This window comes from Aminobacter sp. GW821-FHT11F06 (assembly GCF_058808215.1).
The window spans coordinates 465,574-486,866 of sequence record NZ_JBXARL010000002.1 but is presented as its reverse complement, the minus strand read 5'-3'; the positions used below and the strand labels follow the sequence as shown (position 1 = coordinate 486,866).

The 21,293-nt window shown below is 63.5% G+C and carries 22 protein-coding genes; 17 read left to right on the top strand and 5 right to left on the bottom strand.

What is annotated here, in order from left to right; translation table 11 throughout:
* Positions 1-47 precede the first annotated feature (47 nt).
* Positions 48-1,100, top strand: a complete 1,053-nt coding sequence (mgrA, locus tag AC1RTB_RS06880) for an L-glyceraldehyde 3-phosphate reductase (protein ID WP_492875951.1) — start codon at positions 48-50, stop codon at positions 1,098-1,100.
* Positions 1,101-1,285: 185 nt separating this feature from the next.
* Positions 1,286-1,699, top strand: a complete 414-nt coding sequence (locus AC1RTB_RS06875; protein WP_492876349.1) for a Fur family transcriptional regulator — start codon at positions 1,286-1,288, stop codon at positions 1,697-1,699.
* 3 nt (positions 1,700-1,702) lie between these two features.
* Here AC1RTB_RS06875 and AC1RTB_RS06870 read toward each other — a convergent pair whose 3' ends face one another.
* The 3 genes from AC1RTB_RS06870 to AC1RTB_RS06860 all read right to left on the bottom strand — a co-directional run bounded on the left by AC1RTB_RS06870 (position 1,703) and on the right by AC1RTB_RS06860 (position 5,909).
* The gene (locus tag AC1RTB_RS06870) at positions 1,703-2,332 is read right to left on the bottom strand and encodes a LysE family translocator (protein ID WP_492875949.1); all 630 of its coding nucleotides are present in this window, start codon (positions 2,330-2,332) and stop codon (positions 1,703-1,705) included.
* A 1-nt stretch (position 2,333) separates the two neighbouring features.
* Positions 2,334-5,333, bottom strand: a complete 3,000-nt coding sequence (gene polA, locus AC1RTB_RS06865) for a DNA polymerase I (RefSeq protein ID WP_492875947.1) — start codon at positions 5,331-5,333, stop codon at positions 2,334-2,336.
* Between the two features lie 99 nt (positions 5,334-5,432).
* Positions 5,433-5,909: a GNAT family N-acetyltransferase gene (locus AC1RTB_RS06860; protein ID WP_492875945.1), complete on the bottom strand. Its 477-nt coding sequence runs from the start codon at positions 5,907-5,909 to the stop codon at positions 5,433-5,435.
* Here AC1RTB_RS06860 and AC1RTB_RS06855 point away from each other — a divergent pair.
* The 11 genes from AC1RTB_RS06855 to AC1RTB_RS06805 all read left to right on the top strand — a co-directional run bounded on the left by AC1RTB_RS06855 (position 5,903) and on the right by AC1RTB_RS06805 (position 14,241).
* On the top strand, positions 5,903-6,253 hold the full coding sequence (locus AC1RTB_RS06855) for a nuclear transport factor 2 family protein (protein WP_492875943.1): 351 nt from the start codon (positions 5,903-5,905) through the stop codon (positions 6,251-6,253). The genes AC1RTB_RS06860 and AC1RTB_RS06855 overlap by 7 nt on opposite strands.
* A 24-nt stretch (positions 6,254-6,277) precedes the next feature.
* Positions 6,278-6,487 carry a tautomerase family protein gene (locus tag AC1RTB_RS06850; protein WP_492875941.1) on the top strand — a complete coding sequence of 70 codons (210 nt, stop codon included), beginning with the start codon at positions 6,278-6,280 and terminating at the stop codon, positions 6,485-6,487.
* 342 nt (positions 6,488-6,829) lie between these two features.
* Positions 6,830-8,218 (top strand): dipeptidase, encoded by a 1,389-nt coding sequence (locus AC1RTB_RS06845; protein ID WP_492875940.1) that lies wholly within the window; start codon positions 6,830-6,832, stop codon positions 8,216-8,218.
* 76 nt (positions 8,219-8,294) lie between these two features.
* On the top strand, positions 8,295-8,912 hold the full coding sequence (locus AC1RTB_RS06840) for a ribonuclease D (RefSeq protein WP_492875938.1): 618 nt from the start codon (positions 8,295-8,297) through the stop codon (positions 8,910-8,912).
* Positions 8,913-8,995: 83 nt separating this feature from the next.
* Entirely contained in the window at positions 8,996-9,295 is a 300-nt protein-coding gene (locus AC1RTB_RS06835) for a hypothetical protein (protein ID WP_492875936.1), read from the top strand.
* A gap of 73 nt (positions 9,296-9,368) precedes the next feature.
* Positions 9,369-9,617, top strand: coding sequence for a hypothetical protein (locus tag AC1RTB_RS06830; protein WP_492875934.1), 249 nt, complete (start codon positions 9,369-9,371; stop codon positions 9,615-9,617).
* Positions 9,618-9,652: 35 nt separating this feature from the next.
* Positions 9,653-9,853 (top strand): hypothetical protein, encoded by a 201-nt coding sequence (locus AC1RTB_RS06825; RefSeq protein WP_492875932.1) that lies wholly within the window; start codon positions 9,653-9,655, stop codon positions 9,851-9,853.
* 124 nt (positions 9,854-9,977) lie between these two features.
* Positions 9,978-12,203: a transglycosylase domain-containing protein gene (locus tag AC1RTB_RS06820; RefSeq protein WP_492875930.1), complete on the top strand. Its 2,226-nt coding sequence runs from the start codon at positions 9,978-9,980 to the stop codon at positions 12,201-12,203.
* A gap of 75 nt (positions 12,204-12,278) precedes the next feature.
* Positions 12,279-12,794 carry a MarR family winged helix-turn-helix transcriptional regulator gene (locus AC1RTB_RS06815; protein WP_492875928.1) on the top strand — a complete coding sequence of 172 codons (516 nt, stop codon included), beginning with the start codon at positions 12,279-12,281 and terminating at the stop codon, positions 12,792-12,794.
* A gap of 91 nt (positions 12,795-12,885) precedes the next feature.
* Positions 12,886-13,227 (top strand): DUF6616 family protein, encoded by a 342-nt coding sequence (locus AC1RTB_RS06810; RefSeq protein WP_492875926.1) that lies wholly within the window; start codon positions 12,886-12,888, stop codon positions 13,225-13,227.
* 174 nt (positions 13,228-13,401) lie between these two features.
* Entirely contained in the window at positions 13,402-14,241 is an 840-nt protein-coding gene (locus tag AC1RTB_RS06805) for a DUF2865 domain-containing protein (RefSeq protein ID WP_492875924.1), read from the top strand.
* 9 nt (positions 14,242-14,250) lie between these two features.
* Here AC1RTB_RS06805 and ybaL read toward each other — a convergent pair whose 3' ends face one another.
* Both ybaL and AC1RTB_RS06795 read right to left on the bottom strand, forming a co-directional pair.
* A complete protein-coding gene (gene ybaL / locus AC1RTB_RS06800; protein WP_492875922.1) occupies positions 14,251-16,050 on the bottom strand; it encodes a YbaL family putative K(+) efflux transporter in 1,800 nt (599 codons plus the stop codon).
* 193 nt (positions 16,051-16,243) lie between these two features.
* Positions 16,244-16,693 (bottom strand): baeRF12 domain-containing protein, encoded by a 450-nt coding sequence (locus AC1RTB_RS06795; protein WP_492875920.1) that lies wholly within the window; start codon positions 16,691-16,693, stop codon positions 16,244-16,246.
* Positions 16,694-17,112: 419 nt separating this feature from the next.
* Between AC1RTB_RS06795 and cysG the strand changes: the two genes are divergently transcribed.
* Genes cysG through AC1RTB_RS06775 form a run of 4 tightly spaced genes read left to right on the top strand, consistent with a single transcriptional unit; the run spans position 17,113 to position 21,290 of the window.
* Positions 17,113-18,564, top strand: coding sequence for a siroheme synthase CysG (cysG, locus tag AC1RTB_RS06790; protein ID WP_492875919.1), 1,452 nt, complete (start codon positions 17,113-17,115; stop codon positions 18,562-18,564).
* Positions 18,561-18,866, top strand: a complete 306-nt coding sequence (locus tag AC1RTB_RS06785; RefSeq protein WP_492875917.1) for a DUF2849 domain-containing protein — start codon at positions 18,561-18,563, stop codon at positions 18,864-18,866. Before cysG ends, AC1RTB_RS06785 begins: the two co-directional genes overlap by 4 nt.
* A 20-nt stretch (positions 18,867-18,886) precedes the next feature.
* Complete coding sequence (locus AC1RTB_RS06780) at positions 18,887-20,557, top strand: nitrite/sulfite reductase (protein WP_492875915.1); 1,671 nt, start codon at positions 18,887-18,889, stop codon at positions 20,555-20,557.
* On the top strand, positions 20,532-21,290 hold the full coding sequence (locus AC1RTB_RS06775; protein ID WP_492875913.1) for a phosphoadenylyl-sulfate reductase: 759 nt from the start codon (positions 20,532-20,534) through the stop codon (positions 21,288-21,290). The genes AC1RTB_RS06780 and AC1RTB_RS06775 overlap by 26 nt, the downstream gene beginning before the upstream one ends.
* Positions 21,291-21,293: the final 3 nt, after the last annotated feature.

The following is a 21,293-nucleotide window of genomic DNA, read 5'->3' as shown; positions in this document are numbered from 1 at the left end:
GGGAGCGGTGCGAGAGCGCCGATTCCCCTTTTTCCGAGGACAGCATCATGACCTGGCAGCCGGCCGCCAATCGCTACGAAAACATGGTCTACAACCGCTGCGGCCGTTCAGGGCTCAAGCTTCCGGCGATCTCGCTGGGACTGTGGCACAATTTCGGCGAGGATACGCCGCACAAGACCAAGCGCGACATTTGCCAAAAGGCGTTCGACCTCGGCATCACCCATTTCGATCTCGCCAACAATTATGGCCCGCCCGCCGGCTCGGCCGAAACCGCATTCGGCGAGATACTGCGCACCGATTTCGCTGGTCTGCGCGACGAGATGGTCATCTCGACCAAGGCCGGCTACGACATGTGGCCGGGGCCGTATGGCGAGTGGGGCAGCCGCAAATATGTGCTGGCGAGCCTCGACCAGAGCCTGAAGCGCATGGGGCTCGATTATGTCGACATCTTCTATTCGCACCGCTTCGACCCGGACACGCCGCTGGAAGAAACCATGGGCGCGCTCGACCATGCTGTGCGCTCCGGCAAGGCGCTTTACGCCGGTATCTCGTCCTACAACGCCCAGCGCACCCGCGAGGCCGCCGACATATTGCGTCAGCTCGGCACGCCGTGCCTGATCCATCAGCCGAGCTATTCCCTGATCAACCGCTGGGTCGAGGATGACGGCCTGCTCGACGCGCTCGATGGCCTCGGCCTCGGCTCGATCGTGTTTTCGCCGCTGGCGCAGGGCATGCTGACCGGCAAATACCTCAAGGGCGTGCCCGAAGACAGCCGTGCCGCGCAGGGCAAGTCGCTGCGGCCTGCTTTCCTCAATGACAAGAACCTCGCCAATATCCGCGCGCTGAACGGCATTGCCGAACGCCGCGGCCAGACGCTGGCGCAGATGGCGCTGGCCTGGGTGCTGCGCGGTGGCCGCGTGACCTCGGCGCTGATCGGCGCAAGCCGTCCCGAGCAGGTCGAAGATTGTGTTGGCGCGCTGAAGAATGCGACCTTCAGCGATGCCGAACTGGCCGAGATCGACCAGCATGCCCGCGAGGCCGACATCAATCTGTGGGCGCGTTCGTCGGAGCGCGAAGGCTCGGCGCGCCAGAAGAAATAAGCTGAATGCCATCGACTTGAAGCGGGGGGCGATGCCCCCCGCTTCTGCTTGGGGCGTGAACTCGGCCGCGACATTGTCTTTGGCGGCCGGACGCGCTAGCAAAACCTGTGGCCAATCGCCATGTTAGGGCGACTGCTTGGTGCTGGAATGTTCTGTTCCAGCGAGGAAAGGTGAAGACGACAAAAATGGCGGCGCGGGACACGCTGACGAAGAACCAGCAAAAGGTTCTCCAGAGACTGGAAGCGACGAGCGGCCCGCTCAGCGCCTACACCCTGCTCGACCAGCTGCGCGAGGATGGCTTTCGCGCGCCGCTGCAGGTCTATCGCGCGCTCGATGTGCTGGTGAAGGACGGGCTTGTCCATCGCCTCGAAAGCCTGAACGCCTTCGTCGCCTGTTCCGAGCCGCACGACCATAGCCACCACAACCACCGCATGACGGCCTTTGCCATCTGCGACACCTGCGGCCAGGTCACCGAAATCTCCGACGAGCTGATCGGCAAGCGCCTCGACGACTGGGTCGGCTCGACCGGCTTCGTCGCCAAGAAAGCCGTCATCGAATTCCGCGGCACCTGCGCCAAATGCGCGGCACTCGCCGCCTAGAATTTACCGCGCCGTCGAGAACGCGAACCAGATCGCAACACCCGCCAGCAGTGCTGAAAGTGCGCGCCGGGCGATGCTTTCGATGCGCGGGTTGTTGAGCACGGGTTCGAGCCGGCTTGCCAGCACGACAATCAGCGCGTGAATGCCGGTTGCAACCGCGACATAGATCGCCGTCAGCGTGATCGTCTGCGACAGCACCGGCTGGTCGGCGACGACGAAGGTCGGCAGCACGGCGATGTAGAAGACAGCCGCCTTCGGATTGAGCAGGTTGGTGACGAGCCCGCGCGTGAAATAGCGCCGGTCGGCGTCGGAGTCGTTTGCGACAGCTTCGCCGCCGCCTTTCCAGCCTTCCCATGCGAGATAAAGCAGGAACAGCACGCCGGCCCAGCGCAGCCCTTCGTAGAGCAGGTCTGACGCCTGGATCAGCTCGGTGACGCCGAGAGCCGCGACTATGCCGATGGTGGCAAGGCCGAGCGCGATGCCGGCCACGGTGGCGAAGCCGGCGCGCCGGCCTTCGCTGGCCGACACCAGCGCCAGATAGGTCATGTTCGGCCCTGGCGTCAGCTCGATGATGAGTGCTGTCAGCGCGAAGGACAGCAACGTCGGCAGGTTCGACGACGTTGCAAGCTCCATCTCAGTGCGCCTCGTCCCAGCTGTCGGCCGCGTTGGCATCGACATGCAGCGGCACCGACATCGACGCTGCCGGCATGGCGGCGTTTTCCATCACATGACGCACCACCGGGATGGTTGCCCCGACCTCGCTCTCGGCGGTCTCGAAGATCAATTCGTCGTGCACTTGTAGCAGCATTCGCGCCGACAGATTGGCGGCGACAAGTGCGTCTTCCATGCGGATCATGGCGCGGCGGATGATGTCGGCGGCCGTGCCCTGAAGGCGCGCATTAATCGAGGCGCGCTCGTTGAAGGCGCGCACCGAGGGGTTCGACGAGCGGATTTCAGGGTAGTGGATGCGGCGGCCGAAGATGGTCTCGACATAGCCGTTGTCACGGCAGAACGCCTTGGTCTCGTCCATATAGGCGCGGATGCCGGGGAAGCGTTCGAAATACTTCTTGATGTAGTCGGAGGCTTCCTCGCGCGGGATCGACAGCTGGTTGGCGAGGCCAAAGGCCGAGATGCCGTAGATGATGCCGAAATTGATCGCCTTGGCGCGGCGGCGCACCTCCGAGGGCATGCCTTCGACCGGCACCGAAAACATCTCCGACGCGGTCATGGCATGGATGTCGACGCCGTCGGCGAAGGCCTGCTTGAGCTGGCCGATATCGGCGACATGGGCGAGCACGCGCAGCTCGATCTGGCTGTAGTCGGCCGAGATCAGCTTGTTGCCCTTGTCGGCGATGAAGGCGGTCCTGATCTTGCGTCCTTCGGCGGTGCGGATCGGGATGTTCTGCAGGTTCGGGTCCGACGACGACAGCCGGCCGGTGGTGGTGGCGGCGAGCGCGTAGGAGGTGTGGACGCGCTTGGTTTCGGGATTGATGAAGCCGGGCAGGGCGTCGGTGTAGGTCGATTTCAGCTTGGTCAGCTGGCGCCAGTCGACGATCTTGCGCGGCAGCTCGTGGCCTTCGGCGGCGAGGTCTTCGAGCACTTGGGCCGAGGTCGACCACTGGCCGGTCTTGGTCTTGGTGCCGCCCGGCAGGCCCATACGGCCAAACAGGATGTCGCCGAGCTGCTTGGGCGAACCGATGTTGAAGCGCTCGCCGGCGAGATTGTTGATTTCGTCCTCAAGGCGCGCGGCCCCTTGGGCGAGTTCGCCCGACAGGCGCGACAGGATCTGGCGGTCGACCGAGATGCCGCGCTGCTCCATCCGGGCCAGCACCGGCACCAGCGGGCGTTCCAGCCTTTCGTAGACCGACGCCAGTCCCTTGGCGGCGAGGCGCGGCTTGAGCACGCGCCACAGGCGCAGCGTCACGTCGGCATCCTCGGCGGCGTAGGCTGTGGCCTTGTCGATGTCGACCTGGTCGAAGCCGATGAAGCTCTTGCCCGATCCGGCGACTTCCTTGAAGGCAATCGGTGTATGGCCGAGCCATTTTTCCGACAGCGGGTCCATGCCGTGGCCGCCATTGGTGCCGCCGTCGAGCACGTAGGACAAAAGCATCGTGTCGTCGAACGACCTGACGTCGACGCCGTAGCGGTTCATCACCACGAGGTCGTATTTCAGGTTCTGCGCGATCTTCAGCACCGAAGCGTCTTCGAGCAACGGCTTGAACACGGCAAGCGCGTCGCGCACCGGAATCTGGTTTTCGACCAGCCCGCCGCCCAAAAGGTCGCCGCGCCCGCTCTTGTGGGCGAGTGGCACATAGGCGGCACGGCCGGGTGCGGTGGCGAGCGAGAAGCCGACAAGTTCGGCCTGCATCGGGTCGAGCGAATTGGTCTCGGTGTCGAAGGCCACGACGCCGGCCTCGGTCGCCTCGGCCACCCAGGCCTTCAGCGTTCCGAGGTCGCGGATGGTGACATAGGCGGCGTGGTCGAACTTTTGCGCCACCGCTGCTTCGGCGATCTTGTTGGCGAGGGCGGTGGGGGCATTACCCCCCTCTGGCCTGCCGGCCATCTCCCCCTCAAGGGTGGAGATTGGCAGCTTCGACGTTGGCGATTGATTGATCTCCCCCCTTGAGGGGGAGATGGCCGGCAGGCCAGAGGGGGGAGTTGTAGCCCCCGAGCCGACATCCGGCCCATGCGCCTCGGCGCCCCACTGTACGGTAACAGGCACTGCCTCGATCTCGCCGGCCTCGGTGCCGGTGGCTTCGGCCACGCGCCTGGTCAGCGAGGTGAATTCCATGGTCTTGAGGAAGCCGATCAGCCTCGGCCCGTTGGGCGGCTGCAGCACGAAGTCTTCGAGCCCGTCTGTCACCGGCACGTCGAGCTTGAGCCTTACCAGCTCGCGCGAAATGCGCGCCTTTTCGGCATTGTCGATGATCGATTGACGCCGCTTGTCCTGCTTGATCTCGGAGGCGCGAGCCAGAAGCGTGTCGAGGTCGCCGAACTGTTCAAGCAGCTGTGCTGCCGTCTTAGGTCCAATGCCGGGCACGCCCGGCACGTTGTCGACCGAGTCGCCGGTCAGCGCCTGCAAGTCGATCATCTTTTCGGGCGGCACACCCCATTTCTCGATGACCTCGGGGATGTTGATCTGGCGGTCCTTCATCGGGTCGTACATCGACACGCTGGGACCGACGAGCTGCATCAGGTCCTTGTCGGACGAAACGATGGTGGTATCACCGCCGGCCTCGCAGGCAAGCCTGGCGTAGGTTGCGATCAGATCGTCGGCTTCGAAGCCTTCCATCTCGATGCAGGGCAGCTCGAAGGCCTTGGTCGCCTGGCGGATCAGCCCGAATTGCGGGATCAGGTCTTCCGGCGGGGCCGAGCGATTGGCCTTGTATTCGGGGTAGAGCTCGTTGCGGAAGGTCTTCGAGGAATAGTCGAAGATGACGGCAAAATGGCTCGGCACCACACCGGCCTCGGTGTTGCGCGCATCGAGCATCAGCTTCCACAGCATGTTGCAGAAACCCGAGACCGCGCCGACCGGCAGGCCGTCCGACTTGCGGGTTAGCGGCGGCAGCGCGTGATAGGCGCGAAAGATGTAGCCGGAGCCGTCGACAAGGAAGAGATGATCGCCTTTTTTCATGGCGATACGGGTAACTTGGCACAGCGCGGCTGTCCATGGTCAAGCTGGCCTTGCCGCCGTCTACTGACAAGTCATTGATGGGTGTTTGGCGGCAGGCGTCTAGAGAGACGCAAACCGCTTGGAAATGGTCTCGGTTCCTTCGCGATAGTCGGTGAAGCCAATCCCTTGGTAGAATGCCTGGCCGCCGATATTTTCCTTCCGAATGGTCGCGTCGATGAAACTGACGCCCGCCTTCTTCGCGGCCTCCACTGTGTTGGCGAACAGTGCCCGTCCAACACCTCGTTTGTGGGCATGTGGATCCACGAAGGTTGCGACAATCCCCCAGTCGGCTGGCAATCGATCGCCCGGCCAATCCGGATCGGACCATTCGAGTGACTGGAACCCCAACAGCTGCGACCCATCCACCGCCACGAAGCAGCTGATTCCGAGTTTTGGTGCAATGAAGTAAGCGATGATGCGCTCCTCATCGAATTGCTCGCGGTGAGCCGTTGTTCCTCCGATCTCGATGATTTCGTTCAGGATTCGCGCCATCTCGCTCGCGTCTTGCTGCTGCGCGGGTCGGGTATGCAATGCCATGGATTGCTCATTCCACTGTTGATTTGGCTGCTTTGCTTGAGAATAGGCGGGCCACACCCGTTCTGCCAATGTGGGATTTCGGAGATCGAAATGCTGACGTCGATCGTCTTCTCAAGGTAGCGAGTGTCAGGCGGCAGGCTCGCCGCCTCGCCGGGCCAGCCGCTCGGAGCCCAGGATCGACCGCATCGTTTTCGATCGAGCTCGCTGGTCCGGTTACGGCTTTTGTCCGGCACAACTGCGCCATTGGGCCGAAGCTCTTCACCGATTTGCTTACGCTGGTGAAGCTCGATGGCCGCTGGCAGATCATGTCGAAGATTTTTCACTTCGATCTGCAGTCGAACTGACTGACATGGAGCGCGAGCACAAGAATGCCTTACGTCAATATTAAGATCACCCGCGAAAGCGCCACACCTGAGCAGAAAGCCGCCCTGATCAAGGGCACCACTGATCTTCTGGTCGACGTCCTGGGCAAGGAGCCGGCCACACCATTTGTGGTGATTGATGAGGTCGATCTCGAGGATTGGGGTGTCGGCGGGCTGCTGGTGTTCGAATACCGGCGCAGGCAGGTCAGTGGCTGAGACCGTGCGGCAGGGCCAATCACGGTCATGTTACAAAAGTGTAATCTTCGTGCCCTTGAATCGCCACGTTCAAAGGAACAAATAGTGGGCATCGGCAGTTTTTGCCGAAGTCCGGTCTCAGGCCCGTCCCCCGCCTATCCGGACCCTGCGGCAGCCTCATCCCCCTCTCCGGGCTGCCGCACCGTTTAAAGTAGTGCCGCCGTGGCTACCCCTCCACCACGGCGGCACTTTTTATTCCCAGCCAAGCTTCCCGCCGCACGCGCCTCTGGCCCAATATTGCCGGCTTTTCGTTTTGTCCTTTCGTCACTAGGTTGCGCCTCAGAAGAATCGAAAGGCACAAAAATGACCGCGCTCGCGCCTGTTCTCGACCGTCTCGACAAAAATCTCGACCAGTCCCTGGAACGCCTTTTCGGCCTGCTTCGCATCAAATCGATCTCCACCGATCCGGCTTTTTCAGGCGATTGCCGCAAGGCCGCGGAATGGCTGGTCGCCGACCTCAAGACCATCGGTTTCGACGCCAGCGTGCGCGACACGCCGGGCCATCCGATGGTCGTTGCCCATCATGACGGCCCGGCCGGCTCGCCGCATGTGCTGTTTTACGGTCACTACGACGTCCAGCCGGTCGACCCGCTGGAGCTGTGGGAGAGCGATCCGTTCGACCCCAAGATCAAGGAGCTGAAGCACGGCCTCAAGGTCATCACCGGCCGTGGCTCGTCCGACGACAAGGGCCAGCTGATGCTGTTCGTCGAGGCATGCCGCGCCTGGAAAGAGGTGCATGGCAGCCTGCCGTGCAAGATCACGCTTTTGTTCGAAGGCGAAGAGGAATCCGGTTCGCCCTCGCTCAAGCCGTTCCTCGACGCCAATGCCGAAGAGCTCAAGGCCGATTTCGCCATGGTCTGCGACACCGGCATGTGGGACCGCGAAACGCCGGCGATCTCGATCGCGCTGCGCGGGCTGGTCGGCGAGGAGATCACCGTTCACGCCGCCGATCGCGACCTGCATTCGGGTGAATATGGCGGTGCCGCCGCCAACCCGGTGCGTATCCTGGCCAAGGTGCTGGCCGACATCCACGACGACACCGGCCGCGTCACCATTCCCGGCTTCTATGACGGTGTCGAAGAAACGCCCTCGCAGATCTTGAAGTCGTGGGAAACGCTTGGCGAGACGGCCGAAAAGTTCCTCGGCGAGGTTGGCCTGTCGATCCCTTCGGGCGAAAAGGGCCGCTCGGTGCTCGAACTGGTCTGGGCGCGACCGACAGCCGAATTCAACGGCATCATCGGTGGCTATACCGGCAAGGGCTTCAAGACGGTGATCGCGGCGGAAGCCTCGGCCAAGGTGTCGTTCCGCCTCGTCCACAAGCAGGATCCCGAAAAGATCCGCGCCGCCTTCCGCGACTTCGTCCGCGCGCGCATCCCCGCCGATTGCAGCGTCGAGTTCCATGAGCATGGCGGCTCGCCGGCGATCCAGCTGTCTTATGACTCGCCCTTCCTCGCCAAGGCCAAGGACGCGCTGTCGGATGAATGGTCGAAGCAGGCGGTGATGATCGCCATGGGTGGCTCGATCCCGATCGTCGGCGACTTCCAGACCTATCTCGGCATGGAGTCGCTGCTTGTCGGTTTCGCGCTCGCCGACGACCGTATCCATTCGCCCAACGAGAAGTACGACCTGACCTCGTTCCACAAGGGCCAGCGCTCCTGGGCCCGCATTCTCGAGGCGCTGACCCGTTCGTGACCGTCTAAGATCAACTTTCTGTTGATTTTTCATCCGATCGCGGCGAGGACGAGCCAAGCCGCGATCGGAGAAGACCATGACCATCCGCTTTCACAAGAACGACCTGCCCGACCTGACCCATTACAATGTCGATGCGGTCGCCATCGACACCGAAACGCTGGGGCTGAACCCGCATCGCGACCGCCTCTGCGTCGTGCAGATTTCGCCGGGCGACGGCACCGCAGACGTGATCCAGATCGCGCCGGGGCAGAAGAAGGCACCGAACCTCGTTGCCCTGCTCAAGGACCGCAAGATCACGAAGCTGTTCCATTTCGGCCGCTTCGATATTGCCGTGCTCTACAATGCCTTCGGCGTCATGGCCGAGCCGGTGTTCTGCACCAAGATCGCCTCGCGTCTTTGCCGCACCTACACCGACCGCCACGGCCTCAAGGACATCTGCAACGAGCTTCTGGGCGTCAGCCTGTCGAAGCAGCAGCAGTCGTCCGACTGGGCGGCCGAGACGCTGTCGCCCGAGCAGCTGGAATACGCCGCTTCCGACGTTCTCTACCTCCACCGCCTGCGCGACGTCCTGGCAGGTCGGCTCGAGCGTGATGGCCGCACCAAGGAAGCCGAGGCCTGCTTCCGCTTCCTTCCCACCCGCGCCAAGCTCGATCTGATGGGCTGGGACGAAGAAGACATCTTCGCCCATAGCTGAGGGGCTTCGGGCAATCCTTTTTTGGGAACGAACTTGGCGGCTGAGCCGTTTGGGAGCGTTACTCGATGAAAGGAAATATCCGAATGGCCACGACCCGTGAAGAAATCCAGACCGACCTCGAAGAGCAGGTTTCCCATCTGACCAAGCAGGTCGCCTCGCTGACCAAGGCGATGTCCAAGCGCAGCGCGGCAGCCCTCGCCGATAGCCGCGAAAGCGCCTCCGAGCTCTATGACGGGCTCTACGAACGCTTTACCGATGCGATGCCGACGATGCGCAAGCAGGCCCGGATGGCCCAGAAGAGGGCCCAGGAAAATCCGGTGGCGACGGCACTTGTCGGCGTTGCCGTTTTCGGTTTGTTGGCCGCGTTGCTGACGCGCCGATGACATTCGCCGTCGCGTGGCTTTACCGGGCCGCGCGGTCGGCTATTGTTCGTGACCAGACTTTGAGGGGAACCGCATGAGCGCCAAACTGCCGATCGCCACCGCGCCCAGGGATGGCTCGAAGGTCACGGTCTATTGGACCGACCGCGACGGCCAGGAAAATGAATCGGTGGCGCAATACCGTTCGCTGGCCCGCCTCAAGGCCGCCGGCGGTCAATGGGACGACAGCGACGAGGGCTGGTGGGCCTATGTCGACAGCGACACCCAAAAACGCATCTCCCCGCACTCCTGGTCCAGGCCTGGTGGCGACGACGAGGAGGAATAGGCGTATGATCGGGGCGCTTGCCAGGGAGAACCGCCATGGCCGAAAAACCCGATCGAAAAGAACATGAGTTCATGGTCGCGGCTGTCGAGCCGGCCAAGGACGACACACTCGACAGTGTTGCAGTGACGCTTGTCGATGCGCGCGGCGGGCGGGTGCGCCTGCACATGGACACCGACATCGCCGAGATCTTGCGAGAGCGCATCTCGGCCGCGCTCAACAAGACCATTGGGCCGTGACGGCTGGAGGGATACCCCAGCCAAAGCCACGTTTCTCCACACGGCTTCACTTAACGCCCCCTTAAATCGCCGCATTTACTGTCCAACCGGAACGCCATTGGCATGGGGGCCGGACAAGACAGGTATGGCGAACCGGAAAGACAGACGCATCGAGCCCAGCTTCGATGGACCGCGCGACGATGCGGAAGACGACGTCTTTTCGGTAAGCGAGGAGGATCGCGTCGTGCCCAGCCGCCGCAAGGCTCCTGCCAAGCGCAAATCCTCCAAGGCCAGGTCGACGCCGCGCGGACGGGCCAAAAAGCCCCGGCGCGGCATGTTCGGCATCGTCGGTCGGCTGGTCTACTGGTGCTTCGTGCTCGCCATCTGGGGCGGCATCGCTGCCGCCGGCATCGTTGTCTATTACGGCGCCAAGATGCCGAGTGCCACGACCTGGGCGATCCCCGACCGCTCCCCCAACATCAAGATCGTCGGCGTCGACGGCAAGCTGGTCGCCAATCGCGGCATGACCGGCGGCGAGGCCGTCGGCCTGCACCAGATGTCGCCTTACATTCCGCAGGCCGTGATCGCGATCGAAGACAAGCGCTTCTATTCGCATTTCGGCTTCGACCCGATCGGCCTGGCGCGCGCCGTTTCGACAAGGTTCCTGCACGGGCGCTTCACCCAGGGCGGCTCGACGCTGACCCAGCAGCTGGCCAAGAACCTGTTCCTGAAGCCTGACCGCACACTGGAGCGCAAAGTCCAGGAAGTGCTTCTGGCGATCTGGCTGGAGCAGAAGCACACCAAGGACCAGATCCTTGAGATGTATCTCAACCGGGTGTTTTTCGGCTCCGGTTCCTATGGCGTGGAAGCCGCCTCGCGGCGCTATTTCGGCAAGTCCTCACGCGACGTGACGCTTGCCGAGGCGGCCCTGCTCGCCGGCCTGCTCAAGGCGCCATCCAGGCTTTCGCCCGCGCGCGATCCCAAAGCCGCCGGCGACCGCGCCCAGCTGGTGCTGGCAGCGATGCGCGACCAAGGCATGATCGGCCAAAAGGAACTGACGACCGCAATGAGCGCGCCGGCCACACGCGCCGCCTCGTTCTGGACCGGCTCGGAAAACTATGTCGCCGACAGGGTCATGGCCGAGTTGCCCGACCTGATCGGCGAGGTGCGTTCCGACATCATCGTTGACACCACCGTCGACCTGACGCTGCAGGAATTGGCCGAAAAATCGATCCGCCGCCTGATCGACGAGAACGGCCAGAAGCTCAATGTCAGCCAGGGCGCGCTGGTGTCGATCGACAATTCAGGTGCGGTGCGCGCCATGGTCGGCGGCTACGATTATTCGACAAGCCAGTTCGACCGCGCGTCTGAAGCGCGGCGACAGCCAGGTTCGGCCTTCAAGCCGTTCGTCTACATGGCAGCCCTGGAGCAGGGCCGTACGCCAGACAGCGTGCGCAACGACGCGCCGATCAAGATCGGCAAGTGGACCCCTGAAAACTACCAAGGCAAATATTTTGGCCGCGTGACGCTGAAGACAGCGCTCGCCAAGTCGCTCAACTCGGTGGCGGCGCAGCTCGCCATGGAAGTCGGGCCCAACGCGGTTGTCGAAGCGGCGCACCGCATGGGCATCGAATCCGAGCTGCAGCCCAATGTCTCGATCTCGCTCGGCACATCAGAGGTGACGCCGCTTGAGCTGACTGCTGCCTATGTGCCTTTCGCCAATGGCGGCTATCGCCCCGACGTGCACATCATCCAGCGGGTGACCACGACCGACGGCAAGGTGCTGTACGAAAATACGGCCGGCGGCGGACCGCGTGTCATCAGCCCGGAGGTCGTGGGCATGATGAACGCCATGATGACCGGCGCGGTTGAGGAGGGCACGGCCAAGAAGGCCGCCTTCGCCTGGCCGGCCGCCGGCAAGACCGGCACCAGCCAGAATTCGCGCGATGCCTGGTTCGTCGGTTATACCGCGAACCTGACCACCGGCGTGTGGTTCGGCAATGACGACGGCAAGCCGATGAAGAAGGTCACGGGCGGCGCGCTGCCGGCCCTTGCCTGGCATGAATTCATGGTCGCCGCCCATGAGGGCGTGCCGGTGGCGGCATTGCCGGGATCATGGACGCCGCGTGCCGCGGCACCCGATGTCGCCGTCGAAAGCCAGCCGCTCGACCAAAACACCTTCCCGGCAGCTCCCCAGCCGGCGCAGCCACAACAGCAACGCCGGCCGGTCGAGCAGGTCCGTGATGCCGGCGGCGTGCCACAGGAGCAGTCCTCGACCGCCTCCATCGGCCGCCCGGTGCCTCCAGGCGATGTCGGCGGCCCGACGCAGCGCCGCGAGACGTCAATTCTCGACGTGCTCCTGGGGAATTAGCCTTTCACCTGGCTCGCTGGACAATGGCCAAACATCGATTGACAGTTGATATGGCGCCATACTATATGGCGGCATATGACAATGCTCGAACAAAAACATCTCGCCCTTCTGGACGAAGCCAAGCGCCGGGGCAGGCCCGAGGCCGGCTTGCGGCTATGCCTGGAGATCCTGGCGCTGTCGTCGGCGATCGACAGGGATTGTGCCGCCCGTCTCGCCCCGCATCAGCTATCCGAGGGCAAGTTCGTGCTTTTGTTCCTGCTGCATGACCGTCCGGATGGGTTGTCGCCGCACGAACTGGCCGAGCGCGCCGGCGTCACCCGCGCGACGATCACCGGACTGCTCGACGGGCTCGAGCGCGACGGCTTCCTGGCGCGTCATCCGGGCATTGAGGACCGCCGCAAAATCTCGGTGCGTCTGAGCGCCAAGGGGCAGGCAGCGGCGCGTGATCTGTTCGACGAACATACCAAATGGATTGGTACGCTGTTTGCCGGCTTCAGCGCCGACGACCGCCAGCTGTTTGGCGACCTGCTCAGCCGTGTCTGGCAAAATCTCGACCCCGTTGCCGCAAAGCCAGGCGCCTCTCCAAGCTGACGCGACGCCCGCTTTCTAACTCAATTCCCGCGCTTGCAAACGCGGCCGCATCCCGTGGCTGTTGGCAGTGCTTTGTCGAAAGGAAACCAACGTGGCGCATTATCTGGCCGAGCTCTACACCCCGAAACCCGCATGGCTGGCGCTTGACGCAGCCGGGCGGCAGGCCTTCTTCGAAGCCATTGGTGCCGGCATGGCTGCCTTGTCGGCGCTTGGTGTCGAGGCGATTGCCCTGGGTGAAACCGATGCCACCAAGATCCATCCCGCCCCACATCGTTTCTTCGCCATCTGGCGTTTTCCCGACAATGCTGCGCTGGACGCGCTTTTGCAGGGCATCGCCGCCTCGGGCTGGCACGATTATTTCGACACGATCAATGCGGCCGGCCCCGGCACTGATCTGCCCGGCCATCTTGCCCAACTCGCCGCCAGCACATGAAGCGAATGACGCCGTGGCGTGGATGACATCAAGTCGCCGCGCCACGGCGGGATTAACGCAGTTTACAGCCAGTGTTTTGAAGTAACCTGCCGCCGTGATATTGCTCAAGTCTTGCTAAGGTCTGGCGGAGCTTAGGCAATGGCGGTCGCTAATTTAGTTTGGCGAAATATAGGTGTGCGGCTCGCATGGTGCGCGTTTGCGCTGTTCATCGGGCTTTCCCAGGCTCATGCCGACGCCTGCAGCGTGCTGCGCGCTAGGCTGGGCAGCGAGGGGGCGGCTCCCGCACATTTGACCAGGCAGTTGGCGGCGATCAAGGCGCTCGAACGCCAGAGGCAATGCAGCGGCCGCAGCAGTGGCGGGTTCTTCGATCCTTGCCGCGATCTCGCCGGACGAAGGGCAGGCGTCGAGCGCGAAATCCAAAGCGCGTCTGGCGAAAGCAGCAACGCGGCAATCAGGGCGCGTCTGTCCGCCATGGGCTGCACGCAAGAGGTTGCCCAGCGCCCCAAGACAGAGCGCCCGGTTTCTTACACAGGCCAGGCGATGCTGTATTGCGTGCGGCTATCGGACGGCTATTTCTTCCCCGCGCCCAACGCCCAGTTCGTCAATGCCGGCTACTACGACAACACGCTCGATCGTTGCCGCTACATCTGCAACGACAAGGCGATGGACGTCTATGTGCTCGACGACATCGGCCGCGAAACCGAGGAGATGACCTCGGTGAAGACGAGCCAATCCTACAGGGACCTGCCGGCAGCCTTTGTCTATCGCGATAGCGCCGATTTCCAGGGCTGCGACCTGCTGCGCTACTACCGCCGCGCCGATGAAATGCGGGCGAGAACCGTGACGCCGAAAAACATGACCGCGGCGATCATTCCGCTGCCCCAAGCCAAGCCGGAGACAGGTCTGGACAGCACGCTCACGGCATTCGTGCCTGAAACCGCGAAAGCCAGGGTAGCCGGGCCGCGCAAGGTTCGTGTGGTCGGCGCGCCTTTCTTGCCCAACGATAGGCCCTGATTGCTCGGGTCAGGCTGCGGCCGGCGACGGCTCCGGATCGCCGACTGGCGGCGTGGCCTTACCTACCATCACCTGCTCGACGATGCCGCGGGCGATCTCGCGCTCGCCCATGATGACCTTGTCGGCGCCGAGGCCGGTGAGGTGGTCGACCTCGGCGTCGGAATGGGCACGCGCGACGATCAGCATTTCGGGATTGGCCGCCTTGGCCTTGAGGATGATCTGGCCCGCCTCGAAGGCATTGGGGATGGCCAGGATCAGCCGTTTGGCGCCGGCGGCATTGGCCGAGGCGAACACCTCGTCCCTGACCGCGTTGCCTGACACCGTCTCGATGTCATCGGCCTTGAGCTTGGCGATCGTCTTGTGGGCATCTTCGATGACGAGAAAGGGCAGGCCGGCCTCGCGCAGCGATTTGCCGACCAGCGAGCCGACGCGGCCATAGCCGATGAGGATGGTGTGGTCGGTCAACTTGGTCGGCGGCGGCGCATCTTCGTCATCCTTGACGGGCACGATGGTCGTGGTCGCCACCTCGCCGGGTTCGGTCGCCGGGCCGATCGGCACTGCTTCGACAGCTTCGGCAATGCCGGCGCGCTTTTCGAGCCAGGGCTTCAGGCGCGCCGCACCGGCGAAGGCCAGCGGGTTGAGCACGATCGACAGTATCGCGCCGGCCAGGATCAGGTCGCGGCCCTGCTCGGGCAGCAGGTCGAGGCTGACGCCCAGGCTTGCCAGCATGAACGAAAACTCGCCGATCTGGGCGAGGCTGGCCGATATGATGAGCGCGGTTGCGATCGGGTAGCCGAAGGCAACGACGATCAGGAAGGCGGCGACCGACTTGCCGATGAGGATGATGAACAGCGTGGCAAGGATCGGCCAGGTGTTGCTGAGCAGGCTTGTCGGGTCGAACAGCATGCCGACCGAAACGAAAAACAGCACCGAAAACGCGTCGCGCAACGGCAGCGTTTCTTCCGCCGCCTGATGGCTGAGTTCGGATTCGCTCATGACCATGCCGGCGAAGAAGGCGCCGAGCGCCAGCGACACGCCGAACAGTTTGGCGGCACCGAAGGCGACGCCGAGCGCGATTGCCAGCACCGCCAGGCGGAACAATTCGCGTGAGCCTGTATGGGCGACGTAGTGCAGCAGCCAGGGAATGACACGGCGGCCGACGACCATCATCAGGACGACAAAGGCGGCGACCTTGGCAAGGGTGATGCCGAGCACGCCCCAGACGCCGAAATCGAAGCGAAGGGCGAGGATGTTGGGCGCCTGCGACGCCTGCTGATCGCCGCCGAGGACGCCGGCGAGCGCGGGCAGCAGTACGAGCGCCAGAACCATCGCCAGATCCTCGACGATGAGCCAGCCGACGGCGATCCGTCCGCGCTCGGTCTCGATCATGCGGCGCTCCTGCAGGGCGCGCAAAAGCACGACCGTGGATGCGACCGACAGCGCCAGTCCGAACACCAGGCCGGCACGGAGCGACCAGCCAAGCAGCCAGGCCAGTGCCGCGCCAAGGGCGGTGGCAAACGCGATCTGCACGATGGCGCCGGGCACGGCGATGGCGCGCACCGACAACAGGTCTTTCAGCGAAAAATGCAGGCCGACGCCGAACATCAGCAAGATGACGCCGATTTCGGCCAGTTCCAGCGCCAGTTTCTGGTCGGCAACGAAGCCGGGCGTATTCGGCCCGACCAAAACGCCGGCAATCAGATAGCCGACAAGCGGGGGAACCTTGAAGCGATTGGCGAGAGCGCCGAAAATGAATGCCAGCCCCAGACCGGCGACGATGGTTGCGATGAGGGGCGTGTCATGCGGCATTGTCCCGGCGGCACCTTTCGGAAGGTTGACGATTTGTTGGGGTGCGCGGTGAAAACCGCTGCGTTTCCAATATGGTGGACCCAAGCGCGCATGCGCAACCCTGAGCGGCCAAGAAACTTGACCACTGGCCCAAAAAAATGCCGGCATCGCTGCCGGCACACACCATTGGGTTGCTTGGTACTACTGTGGCGGATCAGGCCACCATCAGGATCGTCTCGATGTCGGAAACGCTGTGATTGGTCAGCGTCTTCGGTATTTCGGCCGACACCCGCTGGTCGACTTGCCTGTGCAGCTTCTTGCGTAGCTCGCCGAGCACCACGGGCGGTGCGACCAGGACGATCTCGCGGAAATCGCCGGCGTGGGCGAACTTGTAGAGCCGTGCCGCGATCTCGTCGGCGAAGCGCTCCTTGGCGACCCTGTGCCAGTCGGTGTCGTCGACAGCACTGCGATGGGCCGAAGGGCCGTCGCTATAGCGACCGGGACGATCGCTGCCTTGCTCGCGTGTCGGCGGGTTTTCCTGTTCCATTTCGCGCACGACTTCGAGGTTCGGATATTTCGTATCGCCCTGGTTCCTCAGGAACAGCGCCTTTTCGCCATCCGCCACCAGCACCCAGATCCCATGCTTCAGATTGATGTGCGCCATGTCGTGCTCCTTTTTTCTTGCGAGGCGGTTTGCCCCGCTTGGGGAACGCAAGGCGCCAGCGGATGTTTCGAAAGAATGGCTAAGAGGCAGCCGGGCTTAATTCTACTAACTTAGTAGAAATTAGGAAAAACGAGCCCGTCTGCATCAGCTCCTTCCTCAGATGTTGACCAGATCAATCGCGCTGCAAGCTTGCCAAATCCGGGCGATTGCAAGGGCTGTGGAGTGTCAGCTCGGTGCTGGGTGTCTCCGCATGAGGCAAAGCCTGGAAATGGCGTTGCACAGCCATGCGAGGAATAATTTTCTCTTGCCGCGATGGCGCGGGCAAAAGCGATTGCCTCCCATGTCAGGGCGCGCGAGTGGGTTTCTTCTGCGCCGCAGCAAGGGCGGTTAAAAATGTCGGGTATTCCGGAACCCCTGACATGACGTTAGCCGCCGCCAAGCTGAATGCCTTTCCTATCTTCCTGAAGGTCGAGGGCAAAGTCGTGGCCATCGTTGGCGGTGGCGACGAGGCGCTGGCCAAGGCCCGCCTGCTCAGCCAGTCCAGCGCAGAAATCCGCATCATCGCCGACCATGTCGAACCGCAGCTGCGCGACTGGATCGCTGCCAACGGCGCGACCCGTATCCACGCGGCCTATGAGGCAGCGCTGGTCGAAGGCGCGGTACTGGTATTCGCGGCCACCGGTGACGAATTGCTCGACCGCCGCATCTCCCAGGACGCCCGTCGCCTCGGCATCGCCGTCAACGCTGTCGACCGCCCCGAGCTGTGCGACTTCTTCACGCCCGCGCTCGTCAACCGCGCGCCGGTGGCCGTTGCCATTGGCACCGAAGGGGCAGGGCCGGTTCTTGCCCAGATGATCCGTGCCCGCGTCGACCGCATGCTGTCGCCGCAGTTGGGTACGCTGGCAACGCTGGGCGCAAGCTTCCGCGACGCCGTCGAGCGCTTGCTGCCCAAGGGCAATGTCCGTCGCGGCTTCTGGCGCGAATTCTTCGAAGGTGCGCCGGCGCGTGCGCTGGACAATGGCCAGCTTGCCGACGCCCATGACGCCGCGACCGAGTTGTTGCTCCAAAACGGCTCGCTCAAAGGGCATGTCGCGCTTGTCGGTGCCGGTCCCGGCGCCGAGGATCTGCTGACGCTGCGCGCCCATCGCCTTTTGATGGAAGCCGACGTCATCGTCCATGACGCACTGGTGCCCGAGGCGGTGATCTCGATGGGCCGCCGCGACGCCGAGCGCCTGCCGGTCGGCAAGCGCAAGGGTTGCCATTCCAAGACCCAGAGCGAGATCAACCAACTGCTCACCGAACTGGCGCAGGCCGGCAAGCGCGTGGTCCGCCTCAAGTCCGGCGACCCGCTGGTGTTCGGCCGCGCCGGCGAAGAGATGCAGGCGATGCGCGATGCCGGCGTCTCCTACGAGGTCGTGCCGGGCGTAACCTCGGCCTTTGCCGCCGCCGCCGATTTCGAGCTGCCGCTGACGTTGCGCGGCGTGACCTCCTCGATGGTCTTCACCACCGGCCACGATCTCAAGGGCGGTTCGCTGCCCGATTGGGCCAAGCTCGCCATCTCGGGTGCGACCGTTGCCGTTTACATGGGCCGATCCGTTGCCGCCGATGTTGCGGGGCGTCTCATCGACGCCGGGCTGTCGCCCGATACGGCGGTTGCGGTTGTCGAAAACGCCAGTCTGAAAAACCGACGCCGTTTCCACGGCACGCTCGCCGATCTGCCCTCGCTCGAAGGCCGCAGCGACCTCACCGGTCCGGTCATGACCATCATCGGCGACGCGGTCGCAGGTGCCAATTTCGAACTCTCTGAGCCGCTTGCGGCACACAGGCACCAACAGGCCGCATCCGCGGCGCTCGAAGGAAGCAGGGCATGAAGATCCTTACCGCCAACCGGCTGACCGACGGTGAGGCCGTGTGGTTTGCGGCCGACGGCAGCTGGGCTGAGTCAATCGACGTCGCCGAGACCGTTGCCGACAAGGCTGGCGAAGCGCGCCTCGAAGCGATCGGCAAGGCTGCCTACGACAACAACGAGGTGGTCGACGTCAACCTGATCGACGTCAGCGTCGTCGATGGCGCGATCCACCCGCTCAGGCTGCGCGAAGTGATCCGCGCCGCTGGCCCCACCAACCGCCTCGACCTTGGCAAGCAGGCCCGGCCCACAGCCGGCGCCGCCTGAAGACAGACCGGAAGACGACAATGTACCGTTACGACGAGTTCGATCATGACTTCGTGAAGGCCCGCGTCGCCGAGTTCAGCGACCAGGTCGAGCGCCGCCTTGCCGGCGAGATCACCGAGGACCAGTTCCGGCCGCTGCGGCTGATGAACGGCGTCTATCTCCAGCTGCACGCCTACATGCTGCGCATCGCCGTGCCCTATGGCACGCTGAGCTCCAAGCAGATGCGCATGCTCGGCCACATCGCCCGCAAATACGACAAGGGTTACGGCCACTTCACCACGCGCCAGAACATCCAGTTCAACTGGCCGGCACTGTCGGATATCCCAGCGATCCTGGCCGATCTCGCCAGCGTCGAGATGCACGCCATCCAGACCTCCGGCAATTGCATCCGCAACGTCACCGCTGATCACTTCGCCGGTGCTGCCGCTGACGAGGCCGCCGATCCACGCCCCTATGCCGAAATCCTGCGCCAGTGGTCGTCGGTGCACCCTGAGTTTTCGTACCTGCCGCGCAAGTTCAAGATCGCAGTGACAGGTGCCGAGCGCGACCGCGCCGCGATCCAGACCCACGATATCGGCCTGCACCTGAAGAAAAACGACAAGGGCGAGCTTGGTTTCGCCGTCTATATCGGCGGCGGTCAGGGCCGCACGCCGATGGTCGCCAAGAAGATCCGCGACTTCCTGCCCGAAGAGCACCTGCTATCTTACACCACCGCGATCCTGCGCGTGTACAACCTCTACGGACGCCGCGACAACAAATACAAGGCGCGCATCAAGATACTGGTCCACGAGACCGGCGTCGATGAGATCGTGCGTCAGGTCGAGGCCGAATGGCAGGCGCTGAAGGACGGCGAGCTCAGGCTGCCCGAGGCCGACGTTGCGGCGATCCAGTCCTATTTCGCCCCGCCTGCGCTGACGCCACGGCCCGAGGGTGACGAGGTGATCAAGCTCGCGCGGCTCGATTCCAGGAGCTTCGGCGAATGGCTCGACCAGAACGTCTTCACCCATCGCAATCCCGACTATGCCGCCGTGACGATCTCGCTCAAAGGCATCGGCGAGGTGCCGGGCGATGCCACCGACCACCAGATGGAAGCGGTTGCCGACATCGCCGAGCAGTACGGCTTCGACGAAATCCGTGTCAGCCATGAGCAGAACCTGATCCTGCCGCATGTCGCCCGCACCGATCTCAAGGCGGTCTATGACGCGTTGGTGGCGATCGACCTCGCCACCGCGAATTCCAACCTGATCAGCGATATCATCGCTTGCCCGGGTCTCGACTATTGCGCGCTCGCCAATGCCCGCTCGATCCCGGTGGCCCAGGAAATCTCCAATCGTTTCGCCTCGCTCGAGCGCCAGCGCGACATCGGCGAGCTGAAGCTCAAGATCTCGGGCTGCATCAATGCCTGCGGCCACCACCATGTCGGCCACATCGGCATCCTGGGCGTCGAGAAGAAGGGCGCGGAGCTTTACCAGGTGACGCTTGGCGGTTCGGCCGACGAGCACACCTCGGTCGGCGAGATCATCGGCCGTGGCTTTGGCCCGGAAGAGATCACCGACGCCATCGAGACGATCGTCGAGACCTATCTTGGAATCAGGCTCGACCGTTCGGAAAAGTTCCTCGACGCTTACCGCCGCGTGGGCCCTGCGCCGTTCAAGGAGGCGCTCTATGCTAGCGAAGCCAAGGCAGCCTGACGCTGAAGCCGAAGCGCAGGTTCTGGCTGAGGCCGCATCGCTCGACGCGCTTTACGGGCATCTGACGCCCCTGGAGATCATCGCGCGCGCGGCAACAGAACGTTTTGTCGGCGAAATCGCCGCCGTGTCGTCCTTCGGAGCGGATTCGGCGGTGCTGCTGCACATGATCTTTGAAGTCGATCGCAAGCTGCCGGTGATCTTCCTCGATACCGGCAAGCATTTTGGCGAAACGCTCGACTATCGCGATGCGCTGGCTGCTGATTTCGGCCTGACCGACATCCGCATCATCACCCCCGATGAGGCGGCATTGGCACGTGTCGACCCCACCGGCAACCTGCACAAGACCGACACCGACGCCTGCTGCGACGTGCGCAAGGTCGAGCCGATGGCACGCGGCGTCGAGCCGTTCCGCGCCTGGTTCACCGGCCGCAAGCGGTTCCAGGCGGCAACACGCGCGGCACTGCCTGTTTTCGAGCAGGTCGGCCCGCGTTTCCGCATCAACCCGTTGGCGCGCTGGACGACCACGGACCTTGCCGACTACATGCGTAAGCACGCGTTGCGCGAAAACCCGCTGGTCGCTTATGGTTATCTGTCGATCGGCTGCTTTCCGTGCACGCAAGCCGTCAAGCCGGGCGAGGACGCCCGCAGCGGACGCTGGGCCGGGCAGGGCAAGACCGAATGCGGCATCCACCTTTCCGGCCTCGAACAGTCGCTGACCGACGCATCCCTTTAGGAA